Source organism: Roseixanthobacter psychrophilus, from assembly GCF_043195195.1.
Taxonomy (GTDB): Bacteria; Pseudomonadota; Alphaproteobacteria; order Rhizobiales; family Xanthobacteraceae; genus NCEH01.
This window is the reverse complement of sequence record NZ_JBAFWT010000016.1, coordinates 17839-43458: the sequence shown is the minus strand read 5'-3', so window position 1 is coordinate 43458 and position 25620 is coordinate 17839. Positions and strand designations below refer to the sequence as shown.

At 70.3% G+C, this 25620-nt stretch carries 30 protein-coding genes; 26 read left to right on the top strand and 4 right to left on the bottom strand.

Annotated elements, in window-relative coordinates; translation table 11 throughout:
• Window positions 1-7 precede the first annotated feature (7 nt).
• On the bottom strand, window positions 8-856 hold the full coding sequence (locus V5F77_RS15280; protein WP_429006281.1) for a lytic transglycosylase domain-containing protein: 849 nt from the start codon (window positions 854-856) through the stop codon (window positions 8-10).
• Between the two features lie 127 nt (window positions 857-983).
• Window positions 984-1793, bottom strand: coding sequence for a S1 family peptidase (locus V5F77_RS15275; RefSeq protein ID WP_429006217.1), 810 nt, complete (start codon window positions 1791-1793; stop codon window positions 984-986).
• A gap of 78 nt (window positions 1794-1871) precedes the next feature.
• Here V5F77_RS15275 and V5F77_RS15270 point away from each other — a divergent pair, with 78 nt between their 5' ends.
• The 8 genes from V5F77_RS15270 (at window position 1872) to V5F77_RS15235 (ending at window position 5152) form a co-directional block, all read left to right on the top strand.
• Window positions 1872-2435 carry a head-tail connector protein gene (locus V5F77_RS15270; RefSeq protein ID WP_429006216.1) on the top strand — a complete coding sequence of 188 codons (564 nt, stop codon included), beginning with the start codon at window positions 1872-1874 and terminating at the stop codon, window positions 2433-2435.
• On the top strand, window positions 2432-2755 hold the full coding sequence (locus V5F77_RS15265) for a phage head closure protein (RefSeq protein WP_429006215.1): 324 nt from the start codon (window positions 2432-2434) through the stop codon (window positions 2753-2755). The genes V5F77_RS15270 and V5F77_RS15265 overlap by 4 nt, the downstream gene beginning before the upstream one ends.
• Window positions 2752-3033 carry a hypothetical protein gene (locus V5F77_RS15260; RefSeq protein ID WP_429006214.1) on the top strand — a complete coding sequence of 94 codons (282 nt, stop codon included), beginning with the start codon at window positions 2752-2754 and terminating at the stop codon, window positions 3031-3033. Before V5F77_RS15265 ends, V5F77_RS15260 begins: the two co-directional genes overlap by 4 nt.
• Window positions 3030-3452: a DUF3168 domain-containing protein gene (locus tag V5F77_RS15255; protein ID WP_429006213.1), complete on the top strand. Its 423-nt coding sequence runs from the start codon at window positions 3030-3032 to the stop codon at window positions 3450-3452. The genes V5F77_RS15260 and V5F77_RS15255 overlap by 4 nt, the downstream gene beginning before the upstream one ends.
• Before the next feature lie 10 nt (window positions 3453-3462).
• Window positions 3463-3870 (top strand): phage major tail protein, TP901-1 family, encoded by a 408-nt coding sequence (locus tag V5F77_RS15250; RefSeq protein WP_429006212.1) that lies wholly within the window; start codon window positions 3463-3465, stop codon window positions 3868-3870.
• A gap of 149 nt (window positions 3871-4019) precedes the next feature.
• Window positions 4020-4364, top strand: a complete 345-nt coding sequence (locus V5F77_RS15245; RefSeq protein ID WP_429006211.1) for a gene transfer agent family protein — start codon at window positions 4020-4022, stop codon at window positions 4362-4364.
• Window positions 4361-4564: a rcc01693 family protein gene (locus V5F77_RS15240; protein ID WP_429006280.1), complete on the top strand. Its 204-nt coding sequence runs from the start codon at window positions 4361-4363 to the stop codon at window positions 4562-4564. The genes V5F77_RS15245 and V5F77_RS15240 overlap by 4 nt, the downstream gene beginning before the upstream one ends.
• A 12-nt stretch (window positions 4565-4576) precedes the next feature.
• A complete protein-coding gene (locus tag V5F77_RS15235; protein WP_429006210.1) occupies window positions 4577-5152 on the top strand; it encodes a phage tail tape measure protein in 576 nt (191 codons plus the stop codon).
• Between the two features lie 15 nt (window positions 5153-5167).
• Here the strand turns inward: V5F77_RS15235 and V5F77_RS15230 are convergent, their stop codons facing one another.
• Window positions 5168-5491, bottom strand: coding sequence for a porin (locus tag V5F77_RS15230; RefSeq protein WP_429006209.1), 324 nt, complete (start codon window positions 5489-5491; stop codon window positions 5168-5170).
• A gap of 513 nt (window positions 5492-6004) precedes the next feature.
• On the opposite strand from V5F77_RS15230, the gene V5F77_RS15225 reads away from it, so the two are divergent.
• The 14 genes from V5F77_RS15225 (at window position 6005) to V5F77_RS15160 (ending at window position 20717) form a co-directional block, all read left to right on the top strand.
• Window positions 6005-6874, top strand: a complete 870-nt coding sequence (locus V5F77_RS15225) for a hypothetical protein (RefSeq protein WP_429006208.1) — start codon at window positions 6005-6007, stop codon at window positions 6872-6874.
• Between the two features lie 86 nt (window positions 6875-6960).
• Window positions 6961-7599, top strand: coding sequence for a phage distal tail protein, Rcc01695 family (locus tag V5F77_RS15220; RefSeq protein WP_429006207.1), 639 nt, complete (start codon window positions 6961-6963; stop codon window positions 7597-7599).
• A gap of 11 nt (window positions 7600-7610) precedes the next feature.
• Entirely contained in the window at window positions 7611-8501 is an 891-nt protein-coding gene (locus V5F77_RS15215; protein ID WP_429006206.1) for a DUF2163 domain-containing protein, read from the top strand.
• Window positions 8498-8941, top strand: coding sequence for an NlpC/P60 family protein (locus V5F77_RS15210; RefSeq protein ID WP_429006205.1), 444 nt, complete (start codon window positions 8498-8500; stop codon window positions 8939-8941). The genes V5F77_RS15215 and V5F77_RS15210 overlap by 4 nt, the downstream gene beginning before the upstream one ends.
• Before the next feature lie 543 nt (window positions 8942-9484).
• The gene (locus V5F77_RS15205; protein WP_429006204.1) at window positions 9485-13399 is read left to right on the top strand and encodes a baseplate multidomain protein megatron; all 3915 of its coding nucleotides are present in this window, start codon (window positions 9485-9487) and stop codon (window positions 13397-13399) included.
• A gap of 209 nt (window positions 13400-13608) precedes the next feature.
• Window positions 13609-14334: a DUF2793 domain-containing protein gene (locus tag V5F77_RS15200; RefSeq protein WP_429006203.1), complete on the top strand. Its 726-nt coding sequence runs from the start codon at window positions 13609-13611 to the stop codon at window positions 14332-14334.
• A gap of 28 nt (window positions 14335-14362) precedes the next feature.
• Window positions 14363-14686: a spike base protein, RCAP_Rcc01079 family gene (locus V5F77_RS15195; protein ID WP_429006202.1), complete on the top strand. Its 324-nt coding sequence runs from the start codon at window positions 14363-14365 to the stop codon at window positions 14684-14686.
• Window positions 14686-16065: a hypothetical protein gene (locus tag V5F77_RS15190; RefSeq protein ID WP_429006201.1), complete on the top strand. Its 1380-nt coding sequence runs from the start codon at window positions 14686-14688 to the stop codon at window positions 16063-16065. The genes V5F77_RS15195 and V5F77_RS15190 overlap by 1 nt, the downstream gene beginning before the upstream one ends.
• Entirely contained in the window at window positions 16062-16298 is a 237-nt protein-coding gene (locus V5F77_RS15185) for a hypothetical protein (RefSeq protein WP_429006200.1), read from the top strand. The genes V5F77_RS15190 and V5F77_RS15185 overlap by 4 nt, the downstream gene beginning before the upstream one ends.
• Window positions 16299-16606: 308 nt before the next feature.
• Window positions 16607-17476, top strand: coding sequence for a glycosyl hydrolase 108 family protein (locus V5F77_RS15180; protein WP_429006199.1), 870 nt, complete (start codon window positions 16607-16609; stop codon window positions 17474-17476).
• Window positions 17473-17781 (top strand): hypothetical protein, encoded by a 309-nt coding sequence (locus V5F77_RS15175; RefSeq protein ID WP_429006198.1) that lies wholly within the window; start codon window positions 17473-17475, stop codon window positions 17779-17781. The genes V5F77_RS15180 and V5F77_RS15175 overlap by 4 nt, the downstream gene beginning before the upstream one ends.
• A 190-nt stretch (window positions 17782-17971) precedes the next feature.
• Window positions 17972-18643 (top strand): response regulator transcription factor, encoded by a 672-nt coding sequence (locus V5F77_RS15170; protein WP_429006197.1) that lies wholly within the window; start codon window positions 17972-17974, stop codon window positions 18641-18643.
• 39 nt (window positions 18644-18682) lie between these two features.
• The gene (locus V5F77_RS15165) at window positions 18683-20077 is read left to right on the top strand and encodes an ATP-binding protein (RefSeq protein WP_429006196.1); all 1395 of its coding nucleotides are present in this window, start codon (window positions 18683-18685) and stop codon (window positions 20075-20077) included.
• A 184-nt stretch (window positions 20078-20261) separates the two neighbouring features.
• Window positions 20262-20717, top strand: coding sequence for a hypothetical protein (locus V5F77_RS15160; RefSeq protein ID WP_429006195.1), 456 nt, complete (start codon window positions 20262-20264; stop codon window positions 20715-20717).
• 4 nt (window positions 20718-20721) lie between these two features.
• On the opposite strand, the gene V5F77_RS15155 is transcribed toward V5F77_RS15160, so the two are convergent.
• A complete protein-coding gene (locus tag V5F77_RS15155) occupies window positions 20722-21123 on the bottom strand; it encodes a YidB family protein (RefSeq protein WP_429006194.1) in 402 nt (133 codons plus the stop codon).
• Window positions 21124-21302: 179 nt separating this feature from the next.
• Between V5F77_RS15155 and ccmI the strand changes: the two genes are divergently transcribed.
• The 4 genes from ccmI to V5F77_RS15135 all read left to right on the top strand — a co-directional run bounded on the left by ccmI (window position 21303) and on the right by V5F77_RS15135 (window position 25586).
• Window positions 21303-22538 (top strand): c-type cytochrome biogenesis protein CcmI, encoded by a 1236-nt coding sequence (gene ccmI / locus V5F77_RS15150; protein WP_429006193.1) that lies wholly within the window; start codon window positions 21303-21305, stop codon window positions 22536-22538.
• 78 nt (window positions 22539-22616) lie between these two features.
• Entirely contained in the window at window positions 22617-23096 is a 480-nt protein-coding gene (gene ccmE / locus V5F77_RS15145) for a cytochrome c maturation protein CcmE (protein ID WP_429006192.1), read from the top strand.
• Window positions 23093-25096, top strand: coding sequence for a heme lyase CcmF/NrfE family subunit (locus tag V5F77_RS15140; RefSeq protein ID WP_429006191.1), 2004 nt, complete (start codon window positions 23093-23095; stop codon window positions 25094-25096). The genes ccmE and V5F77_RS15140 overlap by 4 nt, the downstream gene beginning before the upstream one ends.
• Window positions 25097-25100: 4 nt before the next feature.
• Window positions 25101-25586 (top strand): cytochrome c-type biogenesis protein, encoded by a 486-nt coding sequence (locus V5F77_RS15135; protein WP_429006190.1) that lies wholly within the window; start codon window positions 25101-25103, stop codon window positions 25584-25586.
• Window positions 25587-25620 lie beyond the last annotated feature (34 nt).

Sequence of the window (25620 nt, the reverse complement as noted above, 5' to 3'; positions counted from 1 at the left end):
TCTGCCGTCAGTTCGCCAGCACGATGCAGGCGCCGCCCGCCTTGCGCAGGCTGGCGCAGAGCGCGTTGGCATCGGCCCGCGTCTGGGCCGGAAGGCGCACGCGGTAGAAGGCGCCGCGCCCGCGTCCCGGCACGCGGGTGCCGATGACCATGGGCGCCTTGTCGGCAATCACGCCGGCAAAACGCGTCGCGGCGCGGCCATAGGCGGCGAGCGCGACGCTCTTGGAAAAGGCGCCCGCCACCTGGACGCCCCACGGCGCGAAATCCGGGCTCTCGTTCACCGATGCCAAAGCGGGCGCCCCCGCCCGCAGGGATGCGACCACCGCAAGGCAGGTCGTGCCCTCCTCGGGAAAGCCCTGCGCCGCCGGAGCCTCCCCCGGCTTCTGCGCGGCCCAGTCCTCGGCGGTGCGGCCGGTGATGAGGCGCACGTACAGCCGCGTTTCCGACGGCAGCCCGGAGCGGCCGGCGAGGAAGGCATCGACGCGGGCGGGACCCGCATTATAGGCCGCGGCGGCGAGGCCGAGATTGCCGAACCGGCGGTGCAGGTCGGCCAGCAACCGCGCCGCCGCCGGCAGCGCGGCCTCGGGATCGAACGGATTCTTCAGGCCGCGCTCGGCGGCGGTGCCGGGCATGAACTGGGCGATGCCCTGCGCGCCCTTGGAACTCACCACATGGCTGCGGAACGAACTTTCGCGCCAGATCAGGCGGGTGAGGAACGGCGCCGGCAGCGCCTCCGCGCGCGCCGCGTCCTCGATCAGGCGGCAGAGCGCCTGGTCCACCGTCTCGCCTGCCGCCGCTGCGCGATCCGCGAGCGGGCCGGCCAGGAGACAGGCGAATAATACCGTCCTTGCCGCCAGAGCGCTTCCCCGTTTCACGGAATCGGAAAAACGCTCGACCTCATTGTGTCGTCGAACTTTTTTCACGCGAACCGGTTTCCGCGCTGCTCGCAACCGCTCCAGGAGCCATGTGCGGGCGCGGCCCATCTCAATCCCCGACCGGACTGCCGAGGGCGCGGGCGGTGGAGAGGATCCAGTCGCGGTGCAGGCCCACCAGGGTCACGCCCGTGACGCCGCCGCAGCCGCGCGCGCCGTTGGGCCCGGTGGCCCAGCCGATGACGCCGGCCACCTCGCCGTTCTGGAACGCGGGGCCGCCACTGTCGCCGACACAGCCGCCCGCAAGCCCGCTCTGCGGCGACAGCCGCGCCATGATGCCACCCGTGGTGCCGATGGAGGCGAGCAGGACCGTGCGCAGCTTGCCGGCGGTCTTTTCCGTCCCCTCCGCGCTGACTCCGAACCCGGCGAGCAGAAAAAACGATCCGCGGGCCGGCAATCCGCCGGTGGCGATGCGCACCGGGGTGAAGCGCGCGGGCAGTGGCTCGGCGAGCTTCATCAGCGCGAGGTCCGGCGTCGGCCGGCGGGTGCGGAACTGCTCGGCGTTGAAGGCGGGATGAACCACGATGCGCAGCGCCGGCACCAGCCGTGGCTGGCTCTCGCTCACCAGCGCCACCGCATAATCGCCGGCCGGATGCACGCAATGGGCGGCGGTGAGCACGAGATCGCGCGCCACCACGCTGCCGGTGCATGAGGCGCCCCGCGTCGAGACGATCAGCACCACATGGGCGGCGATGTCGGGCGCCGCCGCCTCGCCGCCGACGATCGCCCGCGCCGGCCCGACCGCAAGGCCCGTCAGCCCCGCCAGCAACAGCCCCGCGAACCGGAGCGCCCGGCCGGGCGGCCGGGGGAAGGGGCGAAGGGCGGGGCGTGGCGCGGGGGCATCGGCGGCGGGCGAGATCATCGCACGGTTTTGCAGGCCCCACGGGCCGTTCGTCAATGCGGCGCGCGCGGCGTCGCCTTTCTTCCAGCGGAGATCTTCATGCTCGAACGCATCGACGGCCCATCGGCCGAGCCCCTGACCCTGAGCGAGGCCAAGGCCTTCCTGCGCATCGACGGCGATGCCGAGGACGCGGTGGTGGCCGCGCTCATCACCGCCGCGCGGCAATGGGTGGAGAGCGAGACCCGCCGCATCCTGATGCTCCAGACCTGGCGGCTGACGCGCGACGCCTGGCCGCCGAGCGGCCTCATTCCCGTGCCGCTGGCGCCGGTGCGCGCCGTGCGGGCCGCCCATCTGGTGGCGCCGGACGGCAGCACGCAGGATGTCCCGCTTGACCTGTTCACCCTCGGCGGCGCGCGCCTGCCGCCGCTGATTGCGATGGACCCCGCGCGCGCGCCGGCGCCGCTGCGGCGGGTCGGCGGCATCCTGCTGGAGCTGGAGATGGGCTATGGCGCCAGCGCCGCGCAGGTGCCGGCGGACCTGCTGCAGGCGGTGCGCCAGCTCACCGCTTTTCTCCATGAAAATCGCGATGCGCCGGGCGATCAATCGCGCCTGCCGGAAAGCCTGTTCGCGCTGCTGCGGCCCTATCGCGCGGTGCGGCTGTGAGCGGGGCGGGCGACCTGCGCCACCGCCTGGTGCACGAGACGGCGGTGAACTTGCCCGATGGCGCGGGCGGGGAGAGCATCACCTATCTCGCCGTTGACCAGATCTGGGGCCGCATCGAGACCCCGGCCGGCGATCCGGCCCTGAGCGCCGAGCGGCGCATGGCGCTGCTCGTTCACCGCATCACGGTGCGCGCGCCCAACACCATTTCGCGCGGCGACCGGCTGACGCTCGGCGCCCGCATCTTCGCCGTGGAGGCGCTGAGCGATCCCGACGGGCGCCGCCGCTTCACACGCTGCCTGTGCCGGGAGGAGCAGACATGAGCAATCCCGTTTCCGGCCTCGACGGGCTCGCGCGCCGGCTGGAATCCAGCTTCGCGCCGCGCCTCGCCGAACAGGCGGTGGAGGACGCCGCGCGCGATCTTGCCGCCCGCCTTGCCCCCGCCCTCGGCCGGCCCGCCGATATCCGCGCGCAGGGGGCCTCGCGGCTCGTCGGCACGGATGATCCCGCCGCCGTGGCGCGCGAGACCGGCACGCTGGCGAAGCCCGCCGAACCCTGGCTCGCGCCGGTTCTGGCCGAGCTGCGGCGGGGCCGCTCATGAGTGATATTCCCCTCACCAGCCCGGCGCTGGCCCTGCGGATCGCGATCCGCGCGCGGCTTGCCGCCGATGGGCCCGTGCTGGCGCTCCTGGGCGCGGCGCGGATCTATGATGTGCCGCCCGCCGATGCCGCCTTTCCCTTCCTCACCCTCGGCGAGGCAGTGGTGGCGGATTGGTCCACCGCCACCGAGGACGGCACCGAGCAGAGCCTGACCTTGCACGCCTGGTCGCGCCAGAGCGGACGGGCGGAAGCCTTCGCGCTCGCCGCCGCCGTGCAGACCGCCCTGCACGACGCCCCGCTCGCCCTTGCCGGCCATCGCCTCGCCAATTTGCGCGCCACCACCGCCGAGGTGCGGCGCGACGAGGATGGGCGAACCTTCCACGCTCTGGTGCGCTTTCGCGCCGTCACCGAACCTGCTTGAGGAGATCAAAATGGCCGCGCAGAAGGGCAAGGACCTGCTGCTGAAGATGCATGACGGCACCGGCTATGTGACCGTCGCGGGCCTGCGCTCCCGCACGCTCGCCTTCAACGCCCAGAGCGTCGATGTCACCCATTCGGACTCCGCCGGCCGCTGGCGCGAATTGCTCGCCGGGGCGGGGGTGAAGCGGGCCAGCGTCGCCGGCAGCGGCGTGTTCAAGGATGCCGCCTCCGATGCCCTGGTGCGCACCGCCTTCTTCGATGGAGCGCTGCGCGATTGCCAGGTGTTGATCCCGGATTTCGGCACCGTCTCCGGGCCGTTCCAGGTGACCGCGCTGGAGGTGGGCGCCGAGCATGACCGGGAAGTGACCTTCGACCTGACTTTGGAGAGCGCGGGGGAGATCAGCTTCGCCGCGCTGTGAGGAGCTTTGTCTTCTCCTTCCACCTTCCCCAACTCTCCCGCAGCTCTTCCCCTCCCTAATCCTCCCCCGCACGCGGGAGAGGGGAACCGGGGTGGGGGAGGGGGAAGCGGTGCTCCCGTTGCGAACGAAAATCCCTTCAGGAGGTCCCCATGACCAACGCCCATCGCGGCGAAATATCCGCCGATCTTGATGGCCGGCCGCGCACTTTGGTGCTGACGCTCGGCGCGCTCGCGGAGCTGGAGCAGGCGTTCGGCGCGGGCGACCTCGTGGCGCTGGCCGAGCGGTTCGAGACTGGCCGCCTGACCGCGCGCGATGCGGTGCGGATCATCGCCGCCGGCCTGCGCGGCGCGGGCGAAAAAGTGAGCGACGCCGAAGTTGCCGCCATGCGGGCGGAAGACGGCGCGCTCGGCTATGCCCGCATCGTCGCGCGGCTGCTGGCGGCCACCTTCGCGGGCGCCGACGCGGCCCGCCCTCAGCCGCCGCAGACGCCCTGAGGGGACCGGCGCGGCCCTTCCCCTGGGAAGAGGCCATGCGGGTCGGCCTCGGGCTGCTGCGGCTGCCCCCCGAACACTTCTGGCGCATGACCCCGCGCGAGCTTGCCGCCGCCCTCTCGGCCTTCGCGCCGCCGCCGCGCGACGGGCTCGACCGGGCGGCGCTGGCGGCGCTGATGCAGCGCTTTCCCGATACCCTTTGAGCAGGAGCTTTCATGACCCCGGTCGATGGCATTTCGGTCAAGGTCGATGCCGACACCCGCCCGTTCCGCGACGCCCTCGCCGACAGCGAGCGTCTCGCGCGCGGCTTTGCCTCCACCCTTGGCGATGCCTTCACCGGCATTGCCGTGAAGGGCAAGGACGTGGGCGACGTGGTGGAGAGCATCGGCACGCGGCTCTCCAGCCTGGCGCTGAACCTCGCGCTGAAACCCGCGGAGCAGGGCGTGGCGAGCCTGTTCTCCAGCATTCTGGAGGGCAAGGCCTTCGCCGATGGCGGGGTGATCGCGAACGGCGCCGTGCAGCCCTTCGCCAAGGGTGGCGTTGTGGCCGCGCCGACCTATTTTCCGCTCGGCGCGGGGGCAGGCCTGATGGGCGAGCGCGGCGCCGAGGCGATCCTGCCTTTGGCGCGCGGCGCCGATGGCGCGCTCGGCGTGCGCACGCAGGACGGCGGCGGGCGCGCCTCCGTGACGGTGAATGTCAGCACGCCAGACATGAGCAGCTTTCGCCGCTCGGATGCCTATCTCTCCGGCCTCGTGGCGCGCGCGGTGACGCGCGGCCAGCGCGGTGCGTGAGAGGCCGGGCGGGTGCTAATTGGCCGGCTTCCAGGGATCGATGGCCGGTCCCGGATTGCCGGTGGTGGACGTGCTGCTGCTGCCGGCATTGGGCGCATTGCCCGCCGTCGTGCCGGTGCCTCCGTCCACGCGCACGGCGCCGCCCACCTTGATGCAGGTGTCGGACCCCGGCGCGCGCTGGAACCCGGCGCCGAACTGGGCGCAGGGATTGCCGCCGGTTTTGCCCGGCGTTGCTTCCGCGGCCGCGGCCGCGCTCGCGGACCCGAGCAGCACGGCGAGCCAGAGTGCGGTCTGCAGCCCCGCGCCGCGCCGGGCGGCAAAAGCTCGACCAGATTTCATGGCGTCCCCCTTCGATCCCCGTCGCGACGACGTTCCTGTGCCCTGTTTAGAGCGGCAGATCGTGGCGCGTCCATGGCATGGGATGCAGCGGCGCCGAACATCGCGGGGAGGGCGGGGGGCCATGGCGGAGGGCCGCCGAGACGGCGGGCGCGGAGACGGCGGGCGTAGCTTCGCCCGAAGGCCCGGTGACGCATGAAGCCGCAGGCGCTCGCGGGATGCGATTGCCCGGGGGCGTCGAGCGTGTGGCGCGCGGATCGAATGCGCCGGGCTTGATACCGGTGCAGGCTCATGCGGGCACGACCACCCCTCGCCCGGCTGTGCCGTCATGGCAAGGTCGCGCTCGATGAGATGCCCCGCGAACATCCTTCGCCCGGTGCCGCATGAAGCAGACACCGCGTGAAGCAGACACTGCGTCAGTAAGCCGGGCTGGGATGTCGGCTGGCGCCGCGCCGATGCGCGGCGCGCCGGGGAGTGGGCTGCAGCGCCCGGACAGGATGGCCGGACACCTCATTCGTGGAACGCGCTTCGGTCCGAGATGCGCAGGGCGCTGCCGGAGCGGCGGCGCCGGCGGCTCAGGACTTCTTCGGCGCGGCCTTGGCCTTGGTCGCCGGCTTTGCGGCCGGCTTTGCAGCCGCCTTGGGCTCGGCGGCCTTCTTCGCGGCGGCGGACTTGTCCGCGGCAGCCTTGATGGCGGCGACCTTGCTCGCCACGCTCTTGGCGGCGGCGGCCTTCGGTGCGGGGGCCGGTGCGGCTTCCGCCTTCACGGCGGCCGGCTTGGGCGCGACGGCTTTCGGGGCGGCGGCCTTTGTCGCTGGCTTTGCAGCCGCCTTCGGTGCGGCGGCTTTCGGTGCGGCGGCCTTCTTGGCGGCGGCGGGCTTTGCAGCGGACGCCTTGGCAGCAGGTGCCTCGACCTTCGCGGCCGGAGCGGCTTTCGCCTTTGCCGGCGCCTTTGCAGCGGGCGCCTTCGTGGCGGGTGCCTTTGTGGCCGAAGCCTTGGCGGCAGCAGGCTTTGCAGCGGTCGCCTTCGCGACGGCAGGTTTGGCCGGTGCCGTCTTTGCCGGCGCAGACTTTGCCGAAGCCGTCTTCGCGGGAGCCTTTGCGGGCGCCGATTTGGTCTCGACGGGCGCGGGGGCTGCGGCCTTCGCGGCGGGGGCCTTGGCCGCCGGCTTCTTCGCCGCAGGTGCCTTTGCTGCGGGCGCCTTCGCGGCGGGGGCCTTCACCTCCGGCTTGGGAGCCGCGGCGGTCTTCTTCGCGGCCGGTTTTGCGGCAGCGGTCTTGGGTGCTGCCGCTGGCTTCGCTGCGGCGGGTTCCGGCGCTTTCGCCGGGGCGGCGGCGGGCTTCTTTGCGGTCTTCGTGGCCATGCTTCGGCTCCATCCTCAATGAGGAGGTGGAAGTCAAAGCTTCTCACTAATCTATGTCAAGCCGCTGGATACTGAAAACACCTGAGAATTGGGAGGTTTTGAAACAATATGGCATCCTTTCATGAGGTTTTGTTTCCGCTGGACGTCGCATTGGGCGCTTCGGGCGGTCCCGAGCGGCTCACGGAGGTGGTCACCACCGCCTCCGGACGCGAGGAACGCAATGCCCGGCGTGCTGATTCGCGGCGTCGATTCGATGCCGGATACGGGGTGAAAACCCTCGCCGTCCTGCACGATGTCCTGGCCTTCTTCGAGGAGCGGCGCGGACGTCTTTACGGGTTTCGCTGGCGCGATCGCCTGGACCATTTTTCCGCCGCTCCGGGCAGCGCCATCTCGCCTCTCGATCAGACGCTCGGCACGGGCGACGGCACCCGCTTCGCCTTTGCGCTGACCAAGACCTATGGCGTGCTCCACGCGCCTTATGCGCGCGCCATCGCCAAGCCGGTTTCCGGCACCGTGCGCGTGGCCGTCGGCGGCGTCGAACAGGCCGAGGGCATCGCCTTCGGCTGCGATCCCGCAACTGGCCTCGTGACCTTCCTGCCGGGGCATGTTCCCCCGGTTGGCGCGCGGGTCAGCGCCGGCTTCTTGTTCGACGTGCCGGTGCGCTTCGACACCGACTTTCTCGAAATCAATCTCACCGCTTTCGCGGCCGGGGAAATCCCACGCATTCCGGTGATCGAAATCCGCTGACAGGAGCCGCCATGCGCCAGGTGCCAGATCCCCTTCAGGCGGCCCTCGATACGGGCGCCACTACGCTGTGCCACGGCTGGCGCATCACCCGCCGCGACGGCATCGTCCAGGGCTTTTCGGACCATGATCGCGATCTTGTCGTGGACGGTCTCACCTTTCTCGCGGCGTCCGCCGTCGCGGGAAGCGAAAGCGTTGCAGCACAAGGTCTCGGCGTCACGGGCGCGGAGGTCTCCGGGGCGCTGTCCGCCGACACGCTGAGCGAGGCGGATCTCGCCGCCGGCCGGTTCGACGGGGCGCGCATCGACCATCTGCTGATCGACTGGAGCGCGCCGGAAAACCACCTTCTGCTCCGGCGCGGAACGCTCGGCGAAGTGCGCCGCGAAGGGGCCTCCTTCACCGCCGAAATCCGGGCCCTTTCGGATGCCCTCAACCAGACGCGCGGGCGGCTGTTTTCGGCCCTGTGCGACGCCGATCTTGGCGATGCCAGATGCGGCGTGGACCTGACCTTGGCGCCGCATGTCCGCACGGCCAATGTGGCCGCCGTGGAGGGCACGCTCCGGGTGCGCCTTGCCGGCCTTGGCGGCATCGCCTCGCAGGCGTTCCTGGGCGGGCGGCTCAGCTTCATTTCGGGTGCGAATGCCGGCTTCTCCACCGAGGTGAAGCTGCATGAGGCGCAGGGCGAGCGCCCGCTGTTCCAGCTCTGGCAGCGGCCGCCGGAAGCGGTCGCGCCGGGCGATGGCGTGCGCCTCACGGCGGGTTGCGACAAGCGTCTCTCCACCTGCCGCGACCGCTTCGCCAATGCGGTGAATTTCCGCGGCTGCCCGCACATGCCGGGCAATGATTTCGTCGTCACCATCGCGGTGCCAGGCGAGGGCGGATATGACGGCGGAGCCCTCGCGTGAGCGCGCCCACGGAACTGCGCGCGCGGGTAGTGGAAGAGGCGCGAACTTGGCTCGGCACGCCCTATCTCCACCGCGCCTCGGTGCGGGGCGCGGGGGCCGATTGCCTCGGCCTCGTGCGCGGCGTGTGGCGCGCGCTCTACGGTGCAGAGCCGGAGCCGCTCGCGCCCTATGCGCCGGACTGGGCGGAGGCGTCCCGCCGCGAGACTTTGGCGCTCACCGCCGCGCGCCATCTGCAGCGCGTTCCGCTCGCCGAAGCGCGGCCGGGCGATGTGCTCCTGTTTCGCTTCCGGGCGCATCTTCCGGCAAAGCACGCGGCCATTCTTTCCGCCCCGGGATTCATGATCCACGCCTATGACGGCGTCGCCGTCTGCGAAGGGCATCTCACGCTTTGGTGGCGCCGGCATCTGGCCGATGCGTTCGCGTTTCCAGAGGTGGATTGACGAGCGAAGGCTGGTTCTCGCGGCTGTTTACTGTGCCTCCTGTCCAGCACGCGGGAGAGGGGGCTTATTGGGATCGCGGGAAGGGACATCTTCGCCGCCCGCGCCGGCCCGCCCCCTCTCCCCGCCGGGGAGAGGGCTGAGGTGAGGGGGCCGGCAAAAGCAATTCTGACGTATCAGGTTTTGTGCCCGATCCCGGCTCTGCGCTCCGATTTTGCCATTGCTGGGCAAGCTCTTTCTGCGGGCGCGATGCGTTTGCAGGAGGTGCAGCTTTTCCCCCTCACCCCAACCCTCTCCCCGTCGGGGAGAGGGGGACTATGGGATGACGGAGGAGACATCTTCGCCGTAAGCACCGGCCTGCCCCCTCTCCCCGACGGGGAGAGGGTTGGGGTGAGGGGGCAAAAGCATTCGGAAGCCCGCCCCCCTCACCCGCCCGCAGAGGGGTCGACCTCTCCCCGTGGGGGAGAGGTGAGGCATGCGATGGGGTCGGAGCATCCCCCTTTCCGCGCCCCTTCTCACCACCCCTTTAGCAATCGGAGATCTTCAATGGCGACGCTGCTTCTCGGCGCGGCCGGCTCGCTTGTGGGCGGGGCGTTTTTCGGGCCGCTCGGCGCGGTCGCCGGGCGGGCGCTGGGCGCCCTCGGCGGATCGATGGTGGACGGCGCGCTGCTGGGCGGCAGCCGCTCCAATGTGGTGCAGGGCGCGCGCCTCTCCGACCTCGATGTGATGACCTCCAGCGCCGGCGCGCCGGTGCCGCGCATCTATGGCCGCGTGCGGCTCGCCGGACAGGTGATCTGGGCGACCAGCCTGGAGGAGGTCGTCTCCTCGCAGGCGCAGTCGAGCGGCGGCAAATCCAGCCGCAGCCAGAAGGTGACCACCACCACCATTTCCTATTCCTACTTCGCCAATTTCGCCCTCGGCCTGTGCGAGGGGGAGGTGACCCGCATCGGCCGAATCTGGGCCGACGGCAAGCCGCTCGACACCTCCGGCCTGACGCTGCGCACCTATCGCGGCTCAGCCGATCAGCCGCCCGATCCCTGGATCGAGGCCAAGCAAGGCGCCGGCAACACGCCGGCCTATCGCGGCCTCGCCTATCTCGTGTTCGAGCGCCTGCCGCTGGCGAAATTCGGCAATCGGGTGCCGCAGATCACGGTGGAGGTGGAGCGCGCCGTGGGGCGTCTCGAACCGCTGGTGAAGGCGATTACCCTGATCCCCGGCGCCACCGAATTCGGCTATGCGCCGCAGCAGGTGCAGCGGGTGCTCGGGCGCGGCGCCTATGGCGCGGAGAACCGCCACGTGACCGGCGCCGAGAGCGATTTCGAGGCGTCGCTGGACCAGCTCCAGGCGGCGTGCCCGAACCTTGAACGGGTGTCCCTCGTCGTCACCTGGTTCGGCGACGATCTGCGGGCCGGCGTCTGTACCGTGCGTCCCAAGGTGGAGCGCGCGGTGAAGGACACCATTCCCTACGCCTGGACGGTGGGCTGGATGCCGCGCCTGCTCGCCCCCATCGTCAGCGGCCATGACGGCCGCCCGGCCTATGGCGGCACACCCGCCGACGCCAGCGTGATCGCGGCGATCCAGGCGCTGACCGCGCGCGGGCTGAAGGTGACGCTGAACCCGTTCGTCATGATGGACATCGCGCCCGGCAACGGGCGGCCCGATCCATGGACCGGGGATGCGTCCCAGCCGGCCTATCCCTGGCGCGGGCGCATCACCTGCGATCCCGCGCCCGGGCGGCCCGGCTCGCCCGATGGCACCTCGGACGCGGGGGCGCAGGTCACGGCCCTGTTCGGGCAGGCGCAGCCGTCCCATTTCTCCAATTATTTCGGCGGCGTGCTCTATGGCGGCCCGGCCGAATGGAGCCTGCGCCGCATGGTGCTGCATTATGCCTTTCTGGCGCAGATGGCGGGGGGCGTGGAGAGCTTTCTCATCGGCTCGGAATTGGCCGCGCTGACCCGCGTGCGCGGGGCGGCGGGGGGCTCTCCGGCGGCGCGCGCGCTGCGCACCCTGGCGCAGGACGTGAAGGCCATGCTCGGGGCCGACACCAAGGTCTCCTACGGCGCCGACTGGACCGAATACGGCGCGCAGACCTTCGAGGGCGGCGAGGTGCGCTTTCCCCTGGATACGCTGTGGGCCTCGCCCGACGTGGACTTCGTGGGCATCGATTATTATCCCCCGCTGGCGGACTGGCGCGACGGCCGCGCCCATCTCGACGCGGCGCTGGCCGACGGGCCCTATGATCTGGCCTATCTCGCCGCCAATGTCAGGCGCGGCGAAGCGTTCGACTGGTATTATGCCGATGCCGCCGCCCGCGCCGCGCAGGCGCGCACGCCCATCACCGACGGCGCCTATGGCGAGCCCTGGATCTATCGCCAGAAGGACCTCTGGTCGTTCTGGGCCAATGCCCATCATGAACGCCCCGGCGGCGTTCGCGCCGCGGCATCGACCGAATGGGTGCCGGGCTCGAAGCCGTTCCGCCTGACCGAAATCGGCTGTCCCGCCGTGGACAAGGGCGCCAATCGCCCGAGCAGCTTTCCCGATGCGAAGTCGGTGGAGGGCGGCTTGCCGCCCTTCTCCAACGGCGCGCGCGACGACCTCATGCAGCGCCGCACGCTGGAAGCCGTGCTCGGCGCCTTCGATCCTGCCGCCGGCGCAAGCGCGGCCGACAATCCCCCCGCCCCGGCCTATGGCGGGCGCATGGTGGAGGAGGGCGGCCTGTTCCTGTGGACCTGGGATGCGCGGCCCTATCCGCAATTCCCGCTGGCCCGCGACGTGTGGGCGGATGGCGTCAATTGGGAGACCGGCCACTGGCTCACCGGCCGCCTCGGCGCCGCGCCGCTCGCCTCCGTCATCGCGGAAGTCTGCGCCGACCATGGGGTGGAGGCGGTCTCCGCAACGGGCGTGCTCGGCGTGGTGAGCGGCTTCATCGTCGACCGGCCCATGTCGGCGCGCAGCGCCTTGGAGCCGCTGGCGCGGGCTTTCGGCTTCGAGGCGCGCGAAGAGGGCGGCACGCTTGCCTTTCGCCCGCGCGGCGGGGCGGTGGCGGCGCGCATCGATGTCGGCGATCTGGTGCCGGGGGAGGAGGGCGCGACCCTCTCCCTGGTGCGCGCCCAGGAAAGCGAACTGCCCCTTGAGGTGGGTCTCAGCTTCATCGATGCGGGGTCCGATTATCGCACCGCCAGCGTCAGCTCGCGCCGGCTGGTGGGCGCCAGCCGCCATGTGGCGCAGACCGAGATTGCCGTCGTCGCCTCCGACGCCGTGATGGTGCGCGCCGCCGACATCTGGCTGCAGGATCTGTGGGCCGGGCGCGAGAGCGCCACCTTCACCTTGCCGCCGTCGCGCATCGCGCTCGCGCCCGGCGATGTGGTGGAGATCGTCGGCGGCGCGCGCACCTGGCTTCTGGAAATCACCCGCATCGAGGATGCGGAAGCGCGCACCGTCACCGCCCGCTCGATCGAGCCGGAGGTGTTCGACACGCCCCTGCAAAGCGCGGCCAGCGGCAGCGTGAGCCTGCCGCAGGCCTATGGGCCGCCGGCCGTGCAGGTGCTCGATCTGCCATGGGTGACGGCGGCCGATCCGGTGTCGCTGCAATGGCTCGCCGCATCCGCCGCGCCCTGGCCGGGGACGCTTGCGGTGTGGCGCTCCACCGACGGGGCGAGCTTCGAGGCGATTGCTGCCTTCAGCGCGCCCTGCACGGCGGGCGAGACGCTGGACGATCTCCCCCCCGGTCCGTGCTGGCGCTTCGATCGCTCGACCGTACTGCGGGTGCGGCTCGATGGCGGGCTGCTGCTCGGCGCAAGCGAAGGGCAGGTGCTGGAGGGGGCCAACGCCCTGGCCCTGCTGGCCGAGGGGCGGGCGCCGGAGATCTTGCAATTCACCCAGGCGGAACTGCTGGAAAGCAGCCTGTTCGCCCTCTCCGGCCTGTTGCGCGGGCAGGCGGGCACCGAGGCCTCGGGCGCCGCGCCTTGGCCCTCCGGCACCCGTTTCGTGCTGTTGGATGGCAATGTTGCGACGGTGGCCAGCGGGGTTTCCGCCTATGGCCGAACCTATGTCTATCGCGTCGGGCGGGCCGACCGGGACCATGGCGACGCCTTCGTGACCGAGGTGACGGGGCAGGTGGGCGGGGCGGCGCTGAAGCCTTATGCGCCGGTGCATCTGTCGGCGCGGCGGGTCGGGGATCATATCGCGCTCGCCTGGGTCCGCCGCACGCGCAGCGACGGCGACGGCTGGGAGGCCGTGGACGTGCCGCTCGGCGAGGCGGTGGAGGCCTATCGGCTGGAGATCCTCTCGGGTGCGGCTGTCGTCCGCGCGGTGGAGGTCGGCGCCCCTGCCTTCACCTATGGCGCCAGTGAAGAACTTGCGGATTTCGGCGCGCCGCAAACCGCGCTGACCTTCCGCGTCGCCCAGCTTTCGGCGGTCCTCGGCGCCGGGGCGTTCGCCCAGGCGACGCTTGCCGTGTGAGCCGTTGACGTCCCGCGTCCGGACGCTTGGCGCCGGGCCCAGCCCCTCACCGCAACCCTCTCCCCGTCGGGGAGAGGGGATCTGGTGGCGCGGACGTGGCGACCTCTCCGTGTGCGGGGGAGGGGCGGGGAGGGGGCTTTCGCCTTGTCCCCGGTCTCGCCACGGGTGTCGCCGCTCCCCTTCGCCCTTTCCCACCCCAAGGAGATCCCATGTCCTCCGACCTGTCCGTGCGCCTTGCGCTGCCTTATATCGCGGCGGCGCAGGCGCAGAAGCATGTCACCCATAATGCCGCCCTGCGGGCGCTCGATGCGCTGGTTCAATTGGTGCTCCAGAGCGTCAGCGAAACCGCCCCGCCGGGTGCCCCCTCCGACGGGCAATGCTGGTTCGTGCCGGCGGGCGCCACCGGCATCTGGAGCGACAAGCCCGGCACCATCGCCAGCTATGATGCCAGCGCCTGGGATTATCTGCCCTGCCGCGCCGGGTTCCTGGCCTATGTGGCCGATCAGGGCGCGCTTTTGATGTTCGGCGGCAGCCTGTGGCACGCGCCCCTGGCTGGCGCCGGCAGCGTGCTCGCGGTCAGCCCGCACGGCGCGGCGATCCAGGCGCGGGTGCTGGAAGAAGAGTGCAGCCTCCTCGGGGCGAGCGTCGATACGAACATGGTCATTCCCGACCGTGCCATCGTGCTCGGCGTCACCAGCCGCACGCTGGCCGCCATCACCGGCGCCACATCCTACGACGTGGGCCTTGCCGCCGAGCGGGCGAAATTCGGCGGCTCCCTCGGCATCGCCGCCGGTTCCACCAATGGCGGGGTGATCGGGCCGACCGCCTTCTATGCCCCGACCGCCCTGCGCATCAGCGCCAATGGCGGCGCCTTCACCGGCGGCAGCGTGCGCTTGGCCCTGCACCTGCTGACGTGTCCCGGCCCTTCGGCCTGATCCTTCCTCCCAACGAAAGCAAGCGACCATGCCCTATGATTCCGCCCGCGATCCCGTGCGCGGCCTTGCCGCCTCCGCCTCCTCGCCGGCCCGCGTGCTGCGGGTGCTGGCGCCTTCCGACACCGCCGATCTCGATCCCTATGCCAAGAGCCTGTGGCTCTATGTGCCGCCAGATGTCGCGGGCGGCCTCGCCACGGTGCGCGTCACGGCGGTGGGCGCGGCGAGCGATGCCGACACCGTGGAGTTGCGCGCCCTGAGCGGCCTCCAGCCGCTGCCGCCGGTTCAGATCCGCCGCGTGTGGAGCACCGGCACCACGGCCGGCGTCGTGGTCTATGGGCTGGCGGACCGCTGATGCGCATCGGCTCCTCCCTCCCCAGTGCCGCGCTGTATCGCCAGCGCGGCCGCCCGCTCGCCGTGGAGACCGCCGCGCTGCTGGCGCGCATGAGCGTTCCGCCGGCCGCTGCCCGAAAGGCGCAACTGGATGGGTTGGTCCAGACCCTGCTGGCAGCAGGCATTTGGACCAAGCTCGATGCTTTCTATATCCTCGCCGCCCATGACGCCCAGGCGGCGCGGCTCAATCTCGTCCCGTGGACGGGGACGGTCACCAACCTCATCCCAAACAGCACCATGCAGGGGGCGGATGTGGCGGCGAACACGGCCCCGACCGGCTGGAACACCTCCATGGGTTCCTCCGGCCTCACCCGCTCCATCGTCGGTGTCGGGACCATGGGCGGCCTGCCCTATGTGGATATGCGGCTTGCCGGCACGCTCGCACAGTCAGGGGTGGTGATCGCGTTTTCATGGGCTCCGACATCGGCAACGCCAGCGGTCGGTGGCGGCCGCTATACGCACGGCGTCTCTTTTGCCCTCACGGCGGGGAGTTTCGGCACCACGCAAGGCGCGGTCAACCTGCTGACGGTTGCCGCAGACGGTACCACGACGGTGGACAATGCCAGCGGCCCCAACATTTTCGGCGGGCTCACCGTGACCCTGGCACGGCAACAGCTCACCATGGTTGCGAGCGCCACCGCCGCCCAGATCGCCCCGCGCCTACGCATGACGTTCGGCGCAAGTGGAACGGCGGTGGATTTCACCTTGCGGGTCGCCGCGCCCCAACTCGTGCGGATGGATGTGCCGGGAAATTTCATCCCGACGTCGGGCGCGGCCGCCGCGCAGGTGCAGACGCTGTATCGCTTCGACCTGACGGCGGTGAATTCGCCGGCTTTCACCATGGACCGTGGCTTCACCGGCAACGGCACGACAAGTTATCTCGACACCAATGCCGATCCCAGCCTGGATTTTGCTCGGACGAGCCTCAATTCGGCGGCCTACGGTGTGTGGGTTTCGAGCGAGACTCCATCCAGCGCCCGCGCCCTGGGGCAAGGGGACTCCACGACCGTTGTCTCTCCGCGCTCGCCTGCCGATCAGGCCAACATCCGGGTGCATGATGGCGGCACCTTGGTTGGCGCGGCCCCGTCCTCGATCGGATTGACGGCGGGCAACAGGTCCGGCGCGACCGCACGGCAGATGTATCGCAACGGCAATGTCGCCGCCTCCGACGCATTCCCCTCAAGCAGCATGTCGACGGCGCTCTGGTTGCTCCGCGCATTGTCCTATTACCCCGGCCAGATCAGTGCCGCGTTCGCTGGGGCCTCTCTCACGGCGGCGGAGCATATCGCGCTCCATGGCGCCCTGCGGACGTATCTCATCGGCGTTGGAGCCTCGACATGAGCGCCCTGCATATCGTCTTCCCCCGCGACATCGCCGATCAGGTGCGCGGTCCCACGGCGCCAGGGGCCGCACTGGTTCCGATCGCCCTGGCCGATGGTGTCACCTTCGCCCTGCCGACGAACGTGCTTGAGGATCCGGCGCACGTCATGCACCGGACGCTCCTGGCGGCGTGCGCGACGCGCATCGTGCTGGAAGCGGAATGGTCGCCGCTTGCCTCTTCGCCGCCCGACTAAAACTGCCGCCACGTGTCCCCACACGTTCCCCGCTTCCGCCGGGGAGAGGGGCAAGAAACGGATTCTCGACGCCCCCCTCACCCGCCCGCTGCGCGGTCGACCTCTCCCCGTGGGGGAGAGGGTTGGGGTGAGGGGGCCGAGAGCGATTTCCCGATGCCGGCACCCCCTCACTCGCCCGCTGCGCGGCCCACCTCTCCCCGTGAGGGAGAGGTGGGGAAGCTGTGAGATCGGCGCCGATTTTTCGTGCCGCCGCCTGCCCGCAAGGCCGGACGGCAGAACCCAACGCTCAGACACACGAGGAAATTTGCATGGTAGCCTCAAGCTTCGATGCCGCCTTGGCGCGCGTGCTCGTCCATGAGGGCGGCTATAGCGACCATCCCGCCGATCCCGGCGGCCCCACCATGAAGGGCATCATCCAGCGCGTGTACGACGCCTATCGCGCGTCCGGCGGCGCGTCGCCGCGTCCGGTGCGCCTGATCGAACAGCATGAACTGATCACGATCTACCGGCGCCAGTATTGGGACGCGGTGCGCGCCGACGAACTGCCCGCCGGCATCGATTATGTGGTGTTCGACGGCGCGGTGAATTCCGGGCCGGCCCAATCGCTGAAATGGCTGCAACGGGCGCTTGGTGTGCCGGCGGACGGCGCCGTCGGCGCGGTGACCCTGACGGCAGCCGCGGCATGCGCGGATCGCGCCGCCCTGGTGGATCGCATCTGCGACCGCCGGCTTGCCATGTTGCGCAGCCTTGGAACGTTCAAGGTGTTCGGCACCGGCTGGACGCGCCGGGTCGCCGACGTGCGCCGGGCCGGACGGGCCTGGGCGCACGGCACGCAAGCCGATCCCCTGGCGCAAATGCCGGTGCTTCCCGCCCATGCGGCACCGGCCGGCGCCAAGGCCCCGGCATCGAGCGCGGCGGCGCTGCCCGGGGCGCAGGCCGGCGCCGGCGCGGCGGCGGGCGGGCTCATGGCTTCGGCGGTGGCCGAGGCGGCGCGCCAGGTGGCGCCGTTGGCGAGCGGCTCGGCGACCCTCTCCTTCGTGTTCACCGTCCTCACCCTTGCCGGTCTGGTGCTCACCTGCGCCGGCATCGGCGCCGTATGGTGGGCGGAGCGCGCGCGCTCCCGCCAGGCGGTAGCGCTCGATCTCAGTGCGGCGAGCGGGCCGGGCGGGCGGCCATGAGCGGGCTATTGGATTGGATCGCCTACCAATTACCCTGGTGGGTGCTGGCCATTCCCGCCCTCGTGGCGGTGCTGGCGGTGGCGCGCCTCGCGGGGCTGCGGGCGGCGGTGACGGTGGGGCTCGCCGCCGCCGCCATCCTCATCGGGCGCCGCGGCGCCCAACAGGGCTGGGCGGCTCGTGAAGCCAAGGGAGAACGCGATGCACAGACGGCAATCGAGCGGGCGCGCGACGCGCGGGCTGCTGCTTTGCGGCGCGACGGCGTTGCTGAGCGGCTGCGCGACGACGACGGGTGGCGGCGAGACTAGGGTGTTCTGCGCCGCCGCCGCGCCGATCACTTGGTCGCAGGCCGACACGGACGCGACGATCCGGCAGGCAAAGGCCCATAATGCCGCCGGCAAGGCGCTGTGCGGCTGGCACTGACGTTTTGTGACCGTATGACTGACAATGCCTGCGGGCTCTGGCATGGTGCAGCGGGGGTGGAAGAAGGGTTGTGGCGTGCGGCTGCTGGTTATCGAAGACGATCTCGACCTCAATCGCCAGTTGGCGACGGCCCTGGGCGGAGCCGGCTATGCGGTGGATACCGCCTTCGACGGCGAGGAAGGCCTGCATCTCGGTGAGACCCAGCCCTATGATGCGGTGGTGCTGGACATCGGCCTGCCCAAGCTCGATGGAATCTCGGTGCTGGAAGCCTGGCGGCGCGGCCAGCGCACCATGCCGGTGCTGATTCTCACGGCGCGCGACCGATGGAGTGACAAGGTGCAGGGCTTCGATGCCGGCGCCGACGATTATGTGGCCAAGCCGTTCCACATGGAGGAGGTGCTGGCCCGCATCCGCGCCCTGCTGCGGCGCTCCACGGGACACGCCAGCAGCGAGCTGGTGTGCGGGCCTGTCCGCCTCGATACCCGCTCGGGCCGGGTGACGGTTTCGGGCCATGCGGTCAAGCTGACCAGCCATGAATACCGGTTGCTGTCCTATCTGATGCATCACGCAGGACGCGTGGTCTCCCGCGCGGAGCTGGTCGAGCATCTTTACGACCAGGATTTTGACCGCGATTCCAATACCATCGAGGTGTTCGTCGGGCGCCTGCGCAAAAAGATCGACTGCGATCTCATCCAGACCGTGCGCGGGCTCGGCTATTTGCTCGCGGCGCCCGACGCACCGCAATGAGGCGGGGCGCGGCACGCGGTGGATAATCCATCCGGAACCATGATCCTGGGGCGCACGGGCGGATCGCTCGCCTTCCGCCTGTTCCTGTCGGCCGTGGTGGTGACGGCGGCGGTGCTGCTGATCGTCGGCTTCGTGCTGTCCTCGCTCTATCGCGGCAGCACGGAGCGGGCGTTCGACCGGCGGCTGGACATCTATCTCAAGACCATCGTGGCGGAGATCGCCAGCGGCCCCACCTCCGCAAAGGACGGCACTCCAGCGCCCCAGGTGCTGGGCGATCCGCTGTTCCTGTTCCCGCTTTCGGGCTGGTACTGGCAGGTGGCGCGGGTGGACCGGGGCGGGCAGCGCCTGCTCACATCGCGTTCCTTGGTGGAGGCCGTGCTCCCCTCGCTCCACGGGACCGACCCAGCGGTCACGCGCGAGGGCCTCCAGGAGGGCTATCTGCCGGGTCCCGAGGGGCAGCGCCTGCGGGTGGTCGAGCGGGTGTTTGACCTTGGAGAAGAGGGGCGCTTTATCGTTTCCGTGGCCGGCGACGCGGCCGAGATCGACGAGGAGAGCGCGCGCTTCAACATGGCGCTGTTCGGGACGTTCGGCATTCTCGGCCTTGCCTTCCTGCTGATCGTGGCCTTCCAGGTGCGCTTCGGCCTGCGGCCCCTCGCGCGCCTGTCCAGGGCGCTGGCGGCGGTGCGCTCGGGCGCCACCGAGCGCCTGGAGGGCAGCTACCCCGAGGAGGTTGCCCCCCTGGTGCGGGAGGTGAATGCGCTGATCGACGCGAACAAGGAAGTGGTGGAGCGTGCGCGCACCCACGTGGGCAACCTTGCCCACGCCCTGAAGACGCCGCTGTCGGTGCTGATGAACGAGGCCAGCAACCGCGACGATCCGCTGGCCGCCCGGGTGCGCGACCAGGCCGGCATGATGAACGACCAGATTTCCCATCATCTCCAGCGCGCCCGCATGGCGGCCCGGGTCTCCCTGCCGACCACCACCTGCGATCTGCGGCCGATCCTGGTCTCGCTCGCCCGCACCATGGAAAAGACCCACCGCGCGAAGGACCTGTCCATCGACCTGCGGCTCGCGGACGATGCGCGGTTCAGGGGCGAACGGCAGGATGTGGAGGAGATGCTCGGAAATCTCGTGGACAATGCCTGCAAATGGGCCATGAGCCGGGTGGAGGTGGAGATGTTCCTGGTGCCGCCGTCCGTGCCCGGCGACCGCGCCTATGTGCATTTCGCGATCGACGACGATGGTCCCGGCCTGACGCCGGCAAAACGCGCGGAGGTCGGCCGGCGCGGCCGACGGCTCGACGAATCCAAGCCGGGCTCGGGCCTCGGGCTGTCCATCGTGCAGGAATTGGCGGCGCTCTACGGCGGGCGGCTGGAGCTTGGCACCGCGCCGATCGGCGGGCTGCGGGTGGAACTGATCCTGCCGGCGCTGTAATGTCGGCGCGGTGGACATCGACCTCCGCGCTTCGGGCGCCGAAAACCGACCGGGCCCTCGGCGGTGCAGCGCCGGGGTGCGGCACCGCCTCGCTTGCCAAAATCTCCCTTTTGCCTAAATCGTTGGCATGGGCTGTCCTGCCTGCCGCGGTCGCGGCGTCGGGTTGCGCGGAGGCGAGGATTTCATGGGCGTGCGAATGAGGATGGCGGTCGCCAAGCTGAGTGCCGTCCTGGGTGCAGCTCTGTTTCTGTCTGCTTGTGCCAGCAGCGGCGGAACGGGCGGTCCGGCGGCGACCGCGCTCGCGCTGCCGTCGCTGGATGGAAGCTCAGGCGATGCCAGCGGAGCGGGCGGGCTGGTCGCCGGGCCGCTGGGGCGCGGGTTGGACGAGCAGGACCGGCAGCGCGCCCATGCCGCCGAGATGAATGCCCTCGACAATGGTGGGCCGGGCTCGCCGGTGGGCTGGCGCGGCGACAGCGGCGCCTATGGCACGGTCATCGCCGGCCCGGCCTATTCACGGCCCGGCTATCTCAAGTGCCGCGACTATTCCCATACCATTTATGTTCAGGGCAAGCCGCAGGCGGCGCGGGGCATCGCCTGCATCTCCCGCGAAGGCGGCGCGTGGGCGTCCGTTGCCTCGTAGCGTCTCAGACCGGCGGCGGCGTCTCCAGCGCGCCATTCGGGCTCAGCTTGTCGATCAGGCTGGGCAGATATTGCGCCATGAGGTTGGGCAGCATGTCCGCCGGCAGGCCGAGGCGACCGGCCATTTCCGCAAGGATCGGCATGTCGAGCGCATTGGTCAGGTCGGCGGCGCTGATCGGCAAATTCTCGCCGTTGGAGAGCCAGGAGGTGACCTGCTCGCCAAGGCCGGCCGACTTAAGCTGCTCCAGCAATCCGTCGAGATTGCCGTAGGGCGTGCCGGCCAGTGCCGAATTGAGCATCGCCGGCAGATTCTGGCCGAGGCCGCCGCTGAGGACGGAATTCAGCAGGCCGCCGAACAAGCCGCCACCCCCTTGGCCGAGCGCGCCGAGCGAATCGAACAGTCCCATGGTGTTTCCCTCCATGCGGCCCCTGCGGGCAGGAATAAGCAACGCCCTTCCCTTACCAGAAGCGGGCCTGTGCGGCGACGTCTGCCGGCTGAATATGGGGATGTTGTGGCCTGCGGCGCGGCGACGCCGCGACGGAAAGCAGCCTTTGCATTGGCGCCGTACTCAGCTAACGCGGCACGATGATGCCCGCGTCTTTGTTCGTCGCATTTGCCCTCATGACCGCCCTGGCGGTGATGGCCGTACTGTGGCCGCTCGGCCGGCGTCGGGCGCTCAGGGATGAAAACGCCGCCGACCTTGCAGTTTACCGTGATCAGCTCGCCGAGCTGGAGCGCGATCAGGCAGCCGGCCGGCTGCCGCTCGACCAGGCGGAAGCGGCGCGCATCGAACTGTCGCGGCGCATGCTGGCGGTTGCGGATTCAGCGCCGGGCGCGATCGAGGGCGCGGAGCCGGGGGCGGCCGAGGATCGGGCATTGCCGCGCGCCCGCATCCGTCGACGCGTTGCCGCCTGCATCGCGCTGGTCGGCGTTCCGCTTGCGGCGATCGTGCTCTATGCCACGCTCGGCACCCCCGAGCTTCCCGGCGCGCCGCTCGCCGCACGTCTTGCGGCCCCGCCCGACCGCACCGACGTCGCCATATTGGTTCGCAAGGTGGAGGACCACCTCGCCGCCAATCCAAGGGACGGGCAGGGCTATGAAATTCTTGCGCCGGTCTATCTGCGGCTCGGCCGGGTGGACGATGCGGTGCGCGCCTATGCCCACGCGATCCAATATCTCGGCGACACCTCCGAGCGGCGCGCATCGCTGGGCGAGGCGCTTGTGATGCAGGCCAACGGCGTCGTCACGAAAGATGCCGCCGCCGCCTTTCAGGCCGCGCTCGCGCTCGATCCGTCCTCGCCCCGCGCCCTCTATTTTCTGGGCTTGGCCGCCGAGCAGGACGGGCGGAAGGACGAGGCCGCGTCCATCTGGACCAAGCTGTTGCAGGAATCGCCGCCCAACGCGCCCTGGATCGGCCTGCTGCGGACCGCCCTGGAGCGGATCGGCGCGCCGGTTCCCCCGCCTCCATCCGCCGTGCCGCCGGTCTCCGTGCTGCGCCGGGATCCGGCGTCCGGTGCCGCAGCCGTGCCCCCCGGCCCGAACGCGCAGGATGTCGAGGCCGCAGCGCAGCTCGATGCCGCGGGCCGCGCGCAGATGATTGAGGGCATGGTCGATCGCCTGCAGCAGCGCCTCGACGCCGATCCCAAGGATCTGGACGGCTGGCTGCGGCTTGCCCGGGCGCGTATGGTGCTGGGCGAGCGCGAGAAGGCGCAGGCCGCACTTGCGGCGGCGCGCACGGCGTTTGCCGGCGATGATGCCGCACAGGCGCGGATTGCCGCCGCTGCCAAGGAATTGAAGATCGGGCCGGAGGCGCGCGATTGAGAATGTGCGCGTTCCTGCCCATGCTAGCCGACACATGCGAGAGCGGCGGCAGGCCGCCGGCTCCGGGAGCACATCGCCGTGACGCGTAAAGGCCGCCGCCTCGTTCTGATTGGGTCCGCCTTGGGCGTGCTGGCGCTTGCCGCCGGGCTGATCCTCACCGCGCTCAACGACACCATCGTGTTTTTCCGCTCGCCAAGCGAAATCGCCGAGCACAAGGTGGCGCCGGGCGCGCGCCTGCGCCTGGGCGGCCTTGTGGAAGCCGGCAGCGTCGACAAGCAGGGCACGGCTGTGCGCTTTACCGTCACCGACGGCAACGCCCAGGTTCTGGTGAACTACAGCGGCATCCTGCCGGACCTGTTCCGCGAGGGGCAGGGCGTGGTCGCCGAAGGCATCGTTCAGAGCGATGGCTCCTTCAAGGCCGATACGGTGCTCGCCAAGCACGACGAACGCTATATGCCGCGCGAAGTCGCGGACGCCTTGAAGAAGCAGGGGCATTGGAAGGAGGGCGAGCCCGGTGGCCCGCCCGCGCCGGCCCCCGTGCGGAGCACCGTGCAATGATCGCGGAAGTCGGCCAATACGCGCTCATTCTCGCCCTCGCCCTGGCGCTGGTGCAGATGGTGGTGCCCGCCTGGGGCGCCGCCAAGGGCGATCCGGTGCTCATGGGCGTGGCGGTGCCGGTGGCGCTGGTGATGCTGGTGTTCGTGGGCGGCGCCTTCGCCTGCCTCGTGGCGCTCTATGTGACGTCCGATTTCTCGGTCGCCAACGTGGTCGAGAATTCCCATTCGCAGATGCCGCTGGTCTATAAAATCACCAGCACCTGGGGCAATCATGAGGGCTCCATGCTGCTCTGGGCGCTGGTGCTGGCGGTGTTCGGGGCGCTGGTGGCGCTATTCGGCGGCAACCTTCCGGATCGGCTGAAGGCAAACGTACTCGCCGTTCAGGCGTCCATCGCCACCGCTTTCCTGCTGTTCATCCTGCTCGCTTCCAACCCGTTCCTGCGCATCCTCTCGCCGCCGGGCGAAGGGCGCGATCTGAACCCGGTGCTGCAGGACCCCGGCCTCGCGATCCATCCGCCGCTGCTCTATCTCGGCTATGTCGGGCTCTCCATCGCCTTCGCCTTCGCCATCGCCGCGCTGATCGAGGGGCGGATCGACGCCGCCTGGGCGCGCTGGGTGCGGCCCTGGACGCTGGCGGCCTGGATCTTCCTCACGCTCGGCATCGCCATGGGCTCCTACTGGGCTTATTACGAGCTGGGCTGGGGCGGCTGGTGGTTCTGGGATCCGGTCGAGAACGCCTCCCTCATGCCCTGGCTCGCCGCCACCGCTTTGCTGCATTCCGCCGTGGTGATGGAAAAGCGCGATGCCTTGAAGGTATGGACCATCCTGCTGGCCATCCTTGCCTTTTCGCTGTCGCTGATCGGCACCTTCCTGGTGCGTTCGGGCGTGCTGACCTCGGTGCATGCCTTCGCCACCGATCCGCTGCGCGGCGTGTTCATCCTCGCCATATTGGTGATCTTCATCGGCGGCAGCCTTGCCTTATTCGCGCTGCGGGCCGGGGAACTGCGCCAGGGCGGCCTGTTCGCGCCGGTCTCGCGCGAGGGCGCGCTGGTGTTCAACAATCTGTTCCTCACCGCCGCCACCGCCTCGGTGTTCGTCGGTACGCTCTACCCCTTGGCGCTGGAGGCGCTGACGGGGGCGAAGATCACCGTGGGGCCTCCTTTCTTCAACCTCACCTTCGGTGGGCTGATGCTGCCCTTGGTGTTCGCCATGCCATTCGGTCCGCTGCTGGCCTGGAAACGCGGCGACCTGCTGGGCGTCGCCCAACGGCTCATGCTGGCGGCGGGCTTCGCCGTGGTGGCGGCCGTGGTAACGGCGGCGGCAACGGCGGCTATCAGCGAGGAGCGCGGGCCGATCCTCGCGCCTGTCGCCATCGGCCTTGCGGTGTTCATCATCGCCGGGGCCTTGACCGACATCGCCGAACGCGCGGGCCTCGGTCGCGTCTCCGCCCGGCTGGCGGTGCGGCGCCTGGCCGGCCTGCCGCGCTCCACCTTCGGCACAGCCGTCGCCCATCTCGGGGTGGGCATCTGCCTGTTGGGCATCGTCTGCGAGAGCGCCTGGAGCCTGGAGAAGATCGCCTCGGTCCGGGTCGGCGAAACGGTGACCATCGGCACCCGCGACCTCACCCTCGCGCGCGTCGAAAATCGCGCCGGACCCAATTTCACCTCCCGTGTCGCGGTGTTCGAAATCCGCGACGGCGGCATCTCCCAGGGCACGGTGGAAGCCGGCAAGCGCCAGTTCGCGGCCCGGCAGATGGCCACCACGGAATCGGGCATCCGTACCTTTGGCTTCAGCCAGCTCTATGTCTCCATTGGTGAGGAGCACCCGGACGGCGCCCTGTCCATGCGGGCCACCTGGAAGCCGTTCGTGACGCTGATCTGGCTCGGCGCGATCGTGATGGCGTTCGGCGGTCTGCTCTCGCTCGCCGACCGGCGGCTGCGGGTGGGTGCGCCCAAGCCCGCGCGCGCCCGGCGCGGCGCGTTGCCGGCTGCGGCGGAGTAACGGCATGCTGCGCGCGCTCTTCGCATGTCTCCTGCTGGCTTTCGCCTCGGCTCCGGCGTTCGCCGTGCAGCCGGACGAGGTGCTCAGCGATCCGGTCCTGGAGGCGCGGGCGCGCGATCTCTCCAAGGAATTGCGCTGCATGGTCTGCCAGAACCAGTCCATCGACGACAGCGACGCCCCGCTCGCCAAGGATCTGCGGATCCTGGTGCGCGACCGGCTGAAGGCCGGCGACAGCGACCGCCAGGTGCTTGATTTCCTGGTAGCGCGCTACGGCGAGTTCGTGCTGATGCGGCCGGTCTTCTCCTGGCGCAACGCCCTGCTCTGGGGCGCGCCGTTCCTGGTCCTCGGGGCGGGGGGGCTTGCCGCCTATCTGGCCGTCCAGCGCCGCCGCCGCGCGGCGCCGGAGCTCGTGCCGTTGAGCCCGGACGAGGAAGAGCGGGTGCGCAAGATTCTCGCGCAGCGGCCGACATCCCCCGCGGCGGAAAGCTGAGCTGCTCCACGGCCTTGTGCAGGACAAGCAGGGC

What these genes read in the sequence shown, in the direction of transcription:
- V5F77_RS15255 (WP_429006213.1), top strand. Translation starts at nt 3,030, where the DNA reads ATGAGTGATATTCCCCTCACCAGCCCGGCGCTGGCCCTGCGGATCGCG.
- V5F77_RS15250 (WP_429006212.1), top strand. Translation starts at nt 3,463, where the DNA reads ATGGCCGCGCAGAAGGGCAAGGACCTGCTGCTGAAGATGCATGACGGC.
- V5F77_RS15270 (WP_429006216.1), top strand. Translation starts at nt 1,872, where the DNA reads ATGCTCGAACGCATCGACGGCCCATCGGCCGAGCCCCTGACCCTGAGC.
- V5F77_RS15245 (WP_429006211.1), top strand. Translation starts at nt 4,020, where the DNA reads ATGACCAACGCCCATCGCGGCGAAATATCCGCCGATCTTGATGGCCGG.
- V5F77_RS15140 (WP_429006191.1), top strand. Translation starts at nt 23,093, where the DNA reads ATGATCGCGGAAGTCGGCCAATACGCGCTCATTCTCGCCCTCGCCCTG.
- V5F77_RS15185 (WP_429006200.1), top strand. Translation starts at nt 16,062, where the DNA reads ATGAGCGCCCTGCATATCGTCTTCCCCCGCGACATCGCCGATCAGGTG.
- V5F77_RS15215 (WP_429006206.1), top strand. Translation starts at nt 7,611, where the DNA reads ATGCGCCAGGTGCCAGATCCCCTTCAGGCGGCCCTCGATACGGGCGCC.
- V5F77_RS15190 (WP_429006201.1), top strand. Translation starts at nt 14,686, where the DNA reads ATGCGCATCGGCTCCTCCCTCCCCAGTGCCGCGCTGTATCGCCAGCGC.
- V5F77_RS15200 (WP_429006203.1), top strand. Translation starts at nt 13,609, where the DNA reads ATGTCCTCCGACCTGTCCGTGCGCCTTGCGCTGCCTTATATCGCGGCG.
- V5F77_RS15165 (WP_429006196.1), top strand. Translation starts at nt 18,683, where the DNA reads ATGATCCTGGGGCGCACGGGCGGATCGCTCGCCTTCCGCCTGTTCCTG.
- V5F77_RS15275 (WP_429006217.1), bottom strand. Translation starts at nt 1,793, where the DNA reads ATGATCTCGCCCGCCGCCGATGCCCCCGCGCCACGCCCCGCCCTTCGC.
- V5F77_RS15175 (WP_429006198.1), top strand. Translation starts at nt 17,473, where the DNA reads ATGAGCGGGCTATTGGATTGGATCGCCTACCAATTACCCTGGTGGGTG.
- V5F77_RS15180 (WP_429006199.1), top strand. Translation starts at nt 16,607, where the DNA reads ATGGTAGCCTCAAGCTTCGATGCCGCCTTGGCGCGCGTGCTCGTCCAT.
- V5F77_RS15220 (WP_429006207.1), top strand. Translation starts at nt 6,961, where the DNA reads ATGGCATCCTTTCATGAGGTTTTGTTTCCGCTGGACGTCGCATTGGGC.
- V5F77_RS15230 (WP_429006209.1), bottom strand. Translation starts at nt 5,491, where the DNA reads ATGAAATCTGGTCGAGCTTTTGCCGCCCGGCGCGGCGCGGGGCTGCAG.
- V5F77_RS15135 (WP_429006190.1), top strand. Translation starts at nt 25,101, where the DNA reads ATGCTGCGCGCGCTCTTCGCATGTCTCCTGCTGGCTTTCGCCTCGGCT.
- V5F77_RS15235 (WP_429006210.1), top strand. Translation starts at nt 4,577, where the DNA reads ATGACCCCGGTCGATGGCATTTCGGTCAAGGTCGATGCCGACACCCGC.
- V5F77_RS15155 (WP_429006194.1), bottom strand. Translation starts at nt 21,123, where the DNA reads ATGGGACTGTTCGATTCGCTCGGCGCGCTCGGCCAAGGGGGTGGCGGC.
- V5F77_RS15195 (WP_429006202.1), top strand. Translation starts at nt 14,363, where the DNA reads ATGCCCTATGATTCCGCCCGCGATCCCGTGCGCGGCCTTGCCGCCTCC.
- V5F77_RS15260 (WP_429006214.1), top strand. Translation starts at nt 2,752, where the DNA reads ATGAGCAATCCCGTTTCCGGCCTCGACGGGCTCGCGCGCCGGCTGGAA.
- ccmI (WP_429006193.1), top strand. Translation starts at nt 21,303, where the DNA reads ATGATGCCCGCGTCTTTGTTCGTCGCATTTGCCCTCATGACCGCCCTG.
- V5F77_RS15160 (WP_429006195.1), top strand. Translation starts at nt 20,262, where the DNA reads ATGGGCGTGCGAATGAGGATGGCGGTCGCCAAGCTGAGTGCCGTCCTG.
- V5F77_RS15205 (WP_429006204.1), top strand. Translation starts at nt 9,485, where the DNA reads ATGGCGACGCTGCTTCTCGGCGCGGCCGGCTCGCTTGTGGGCGGGGCG.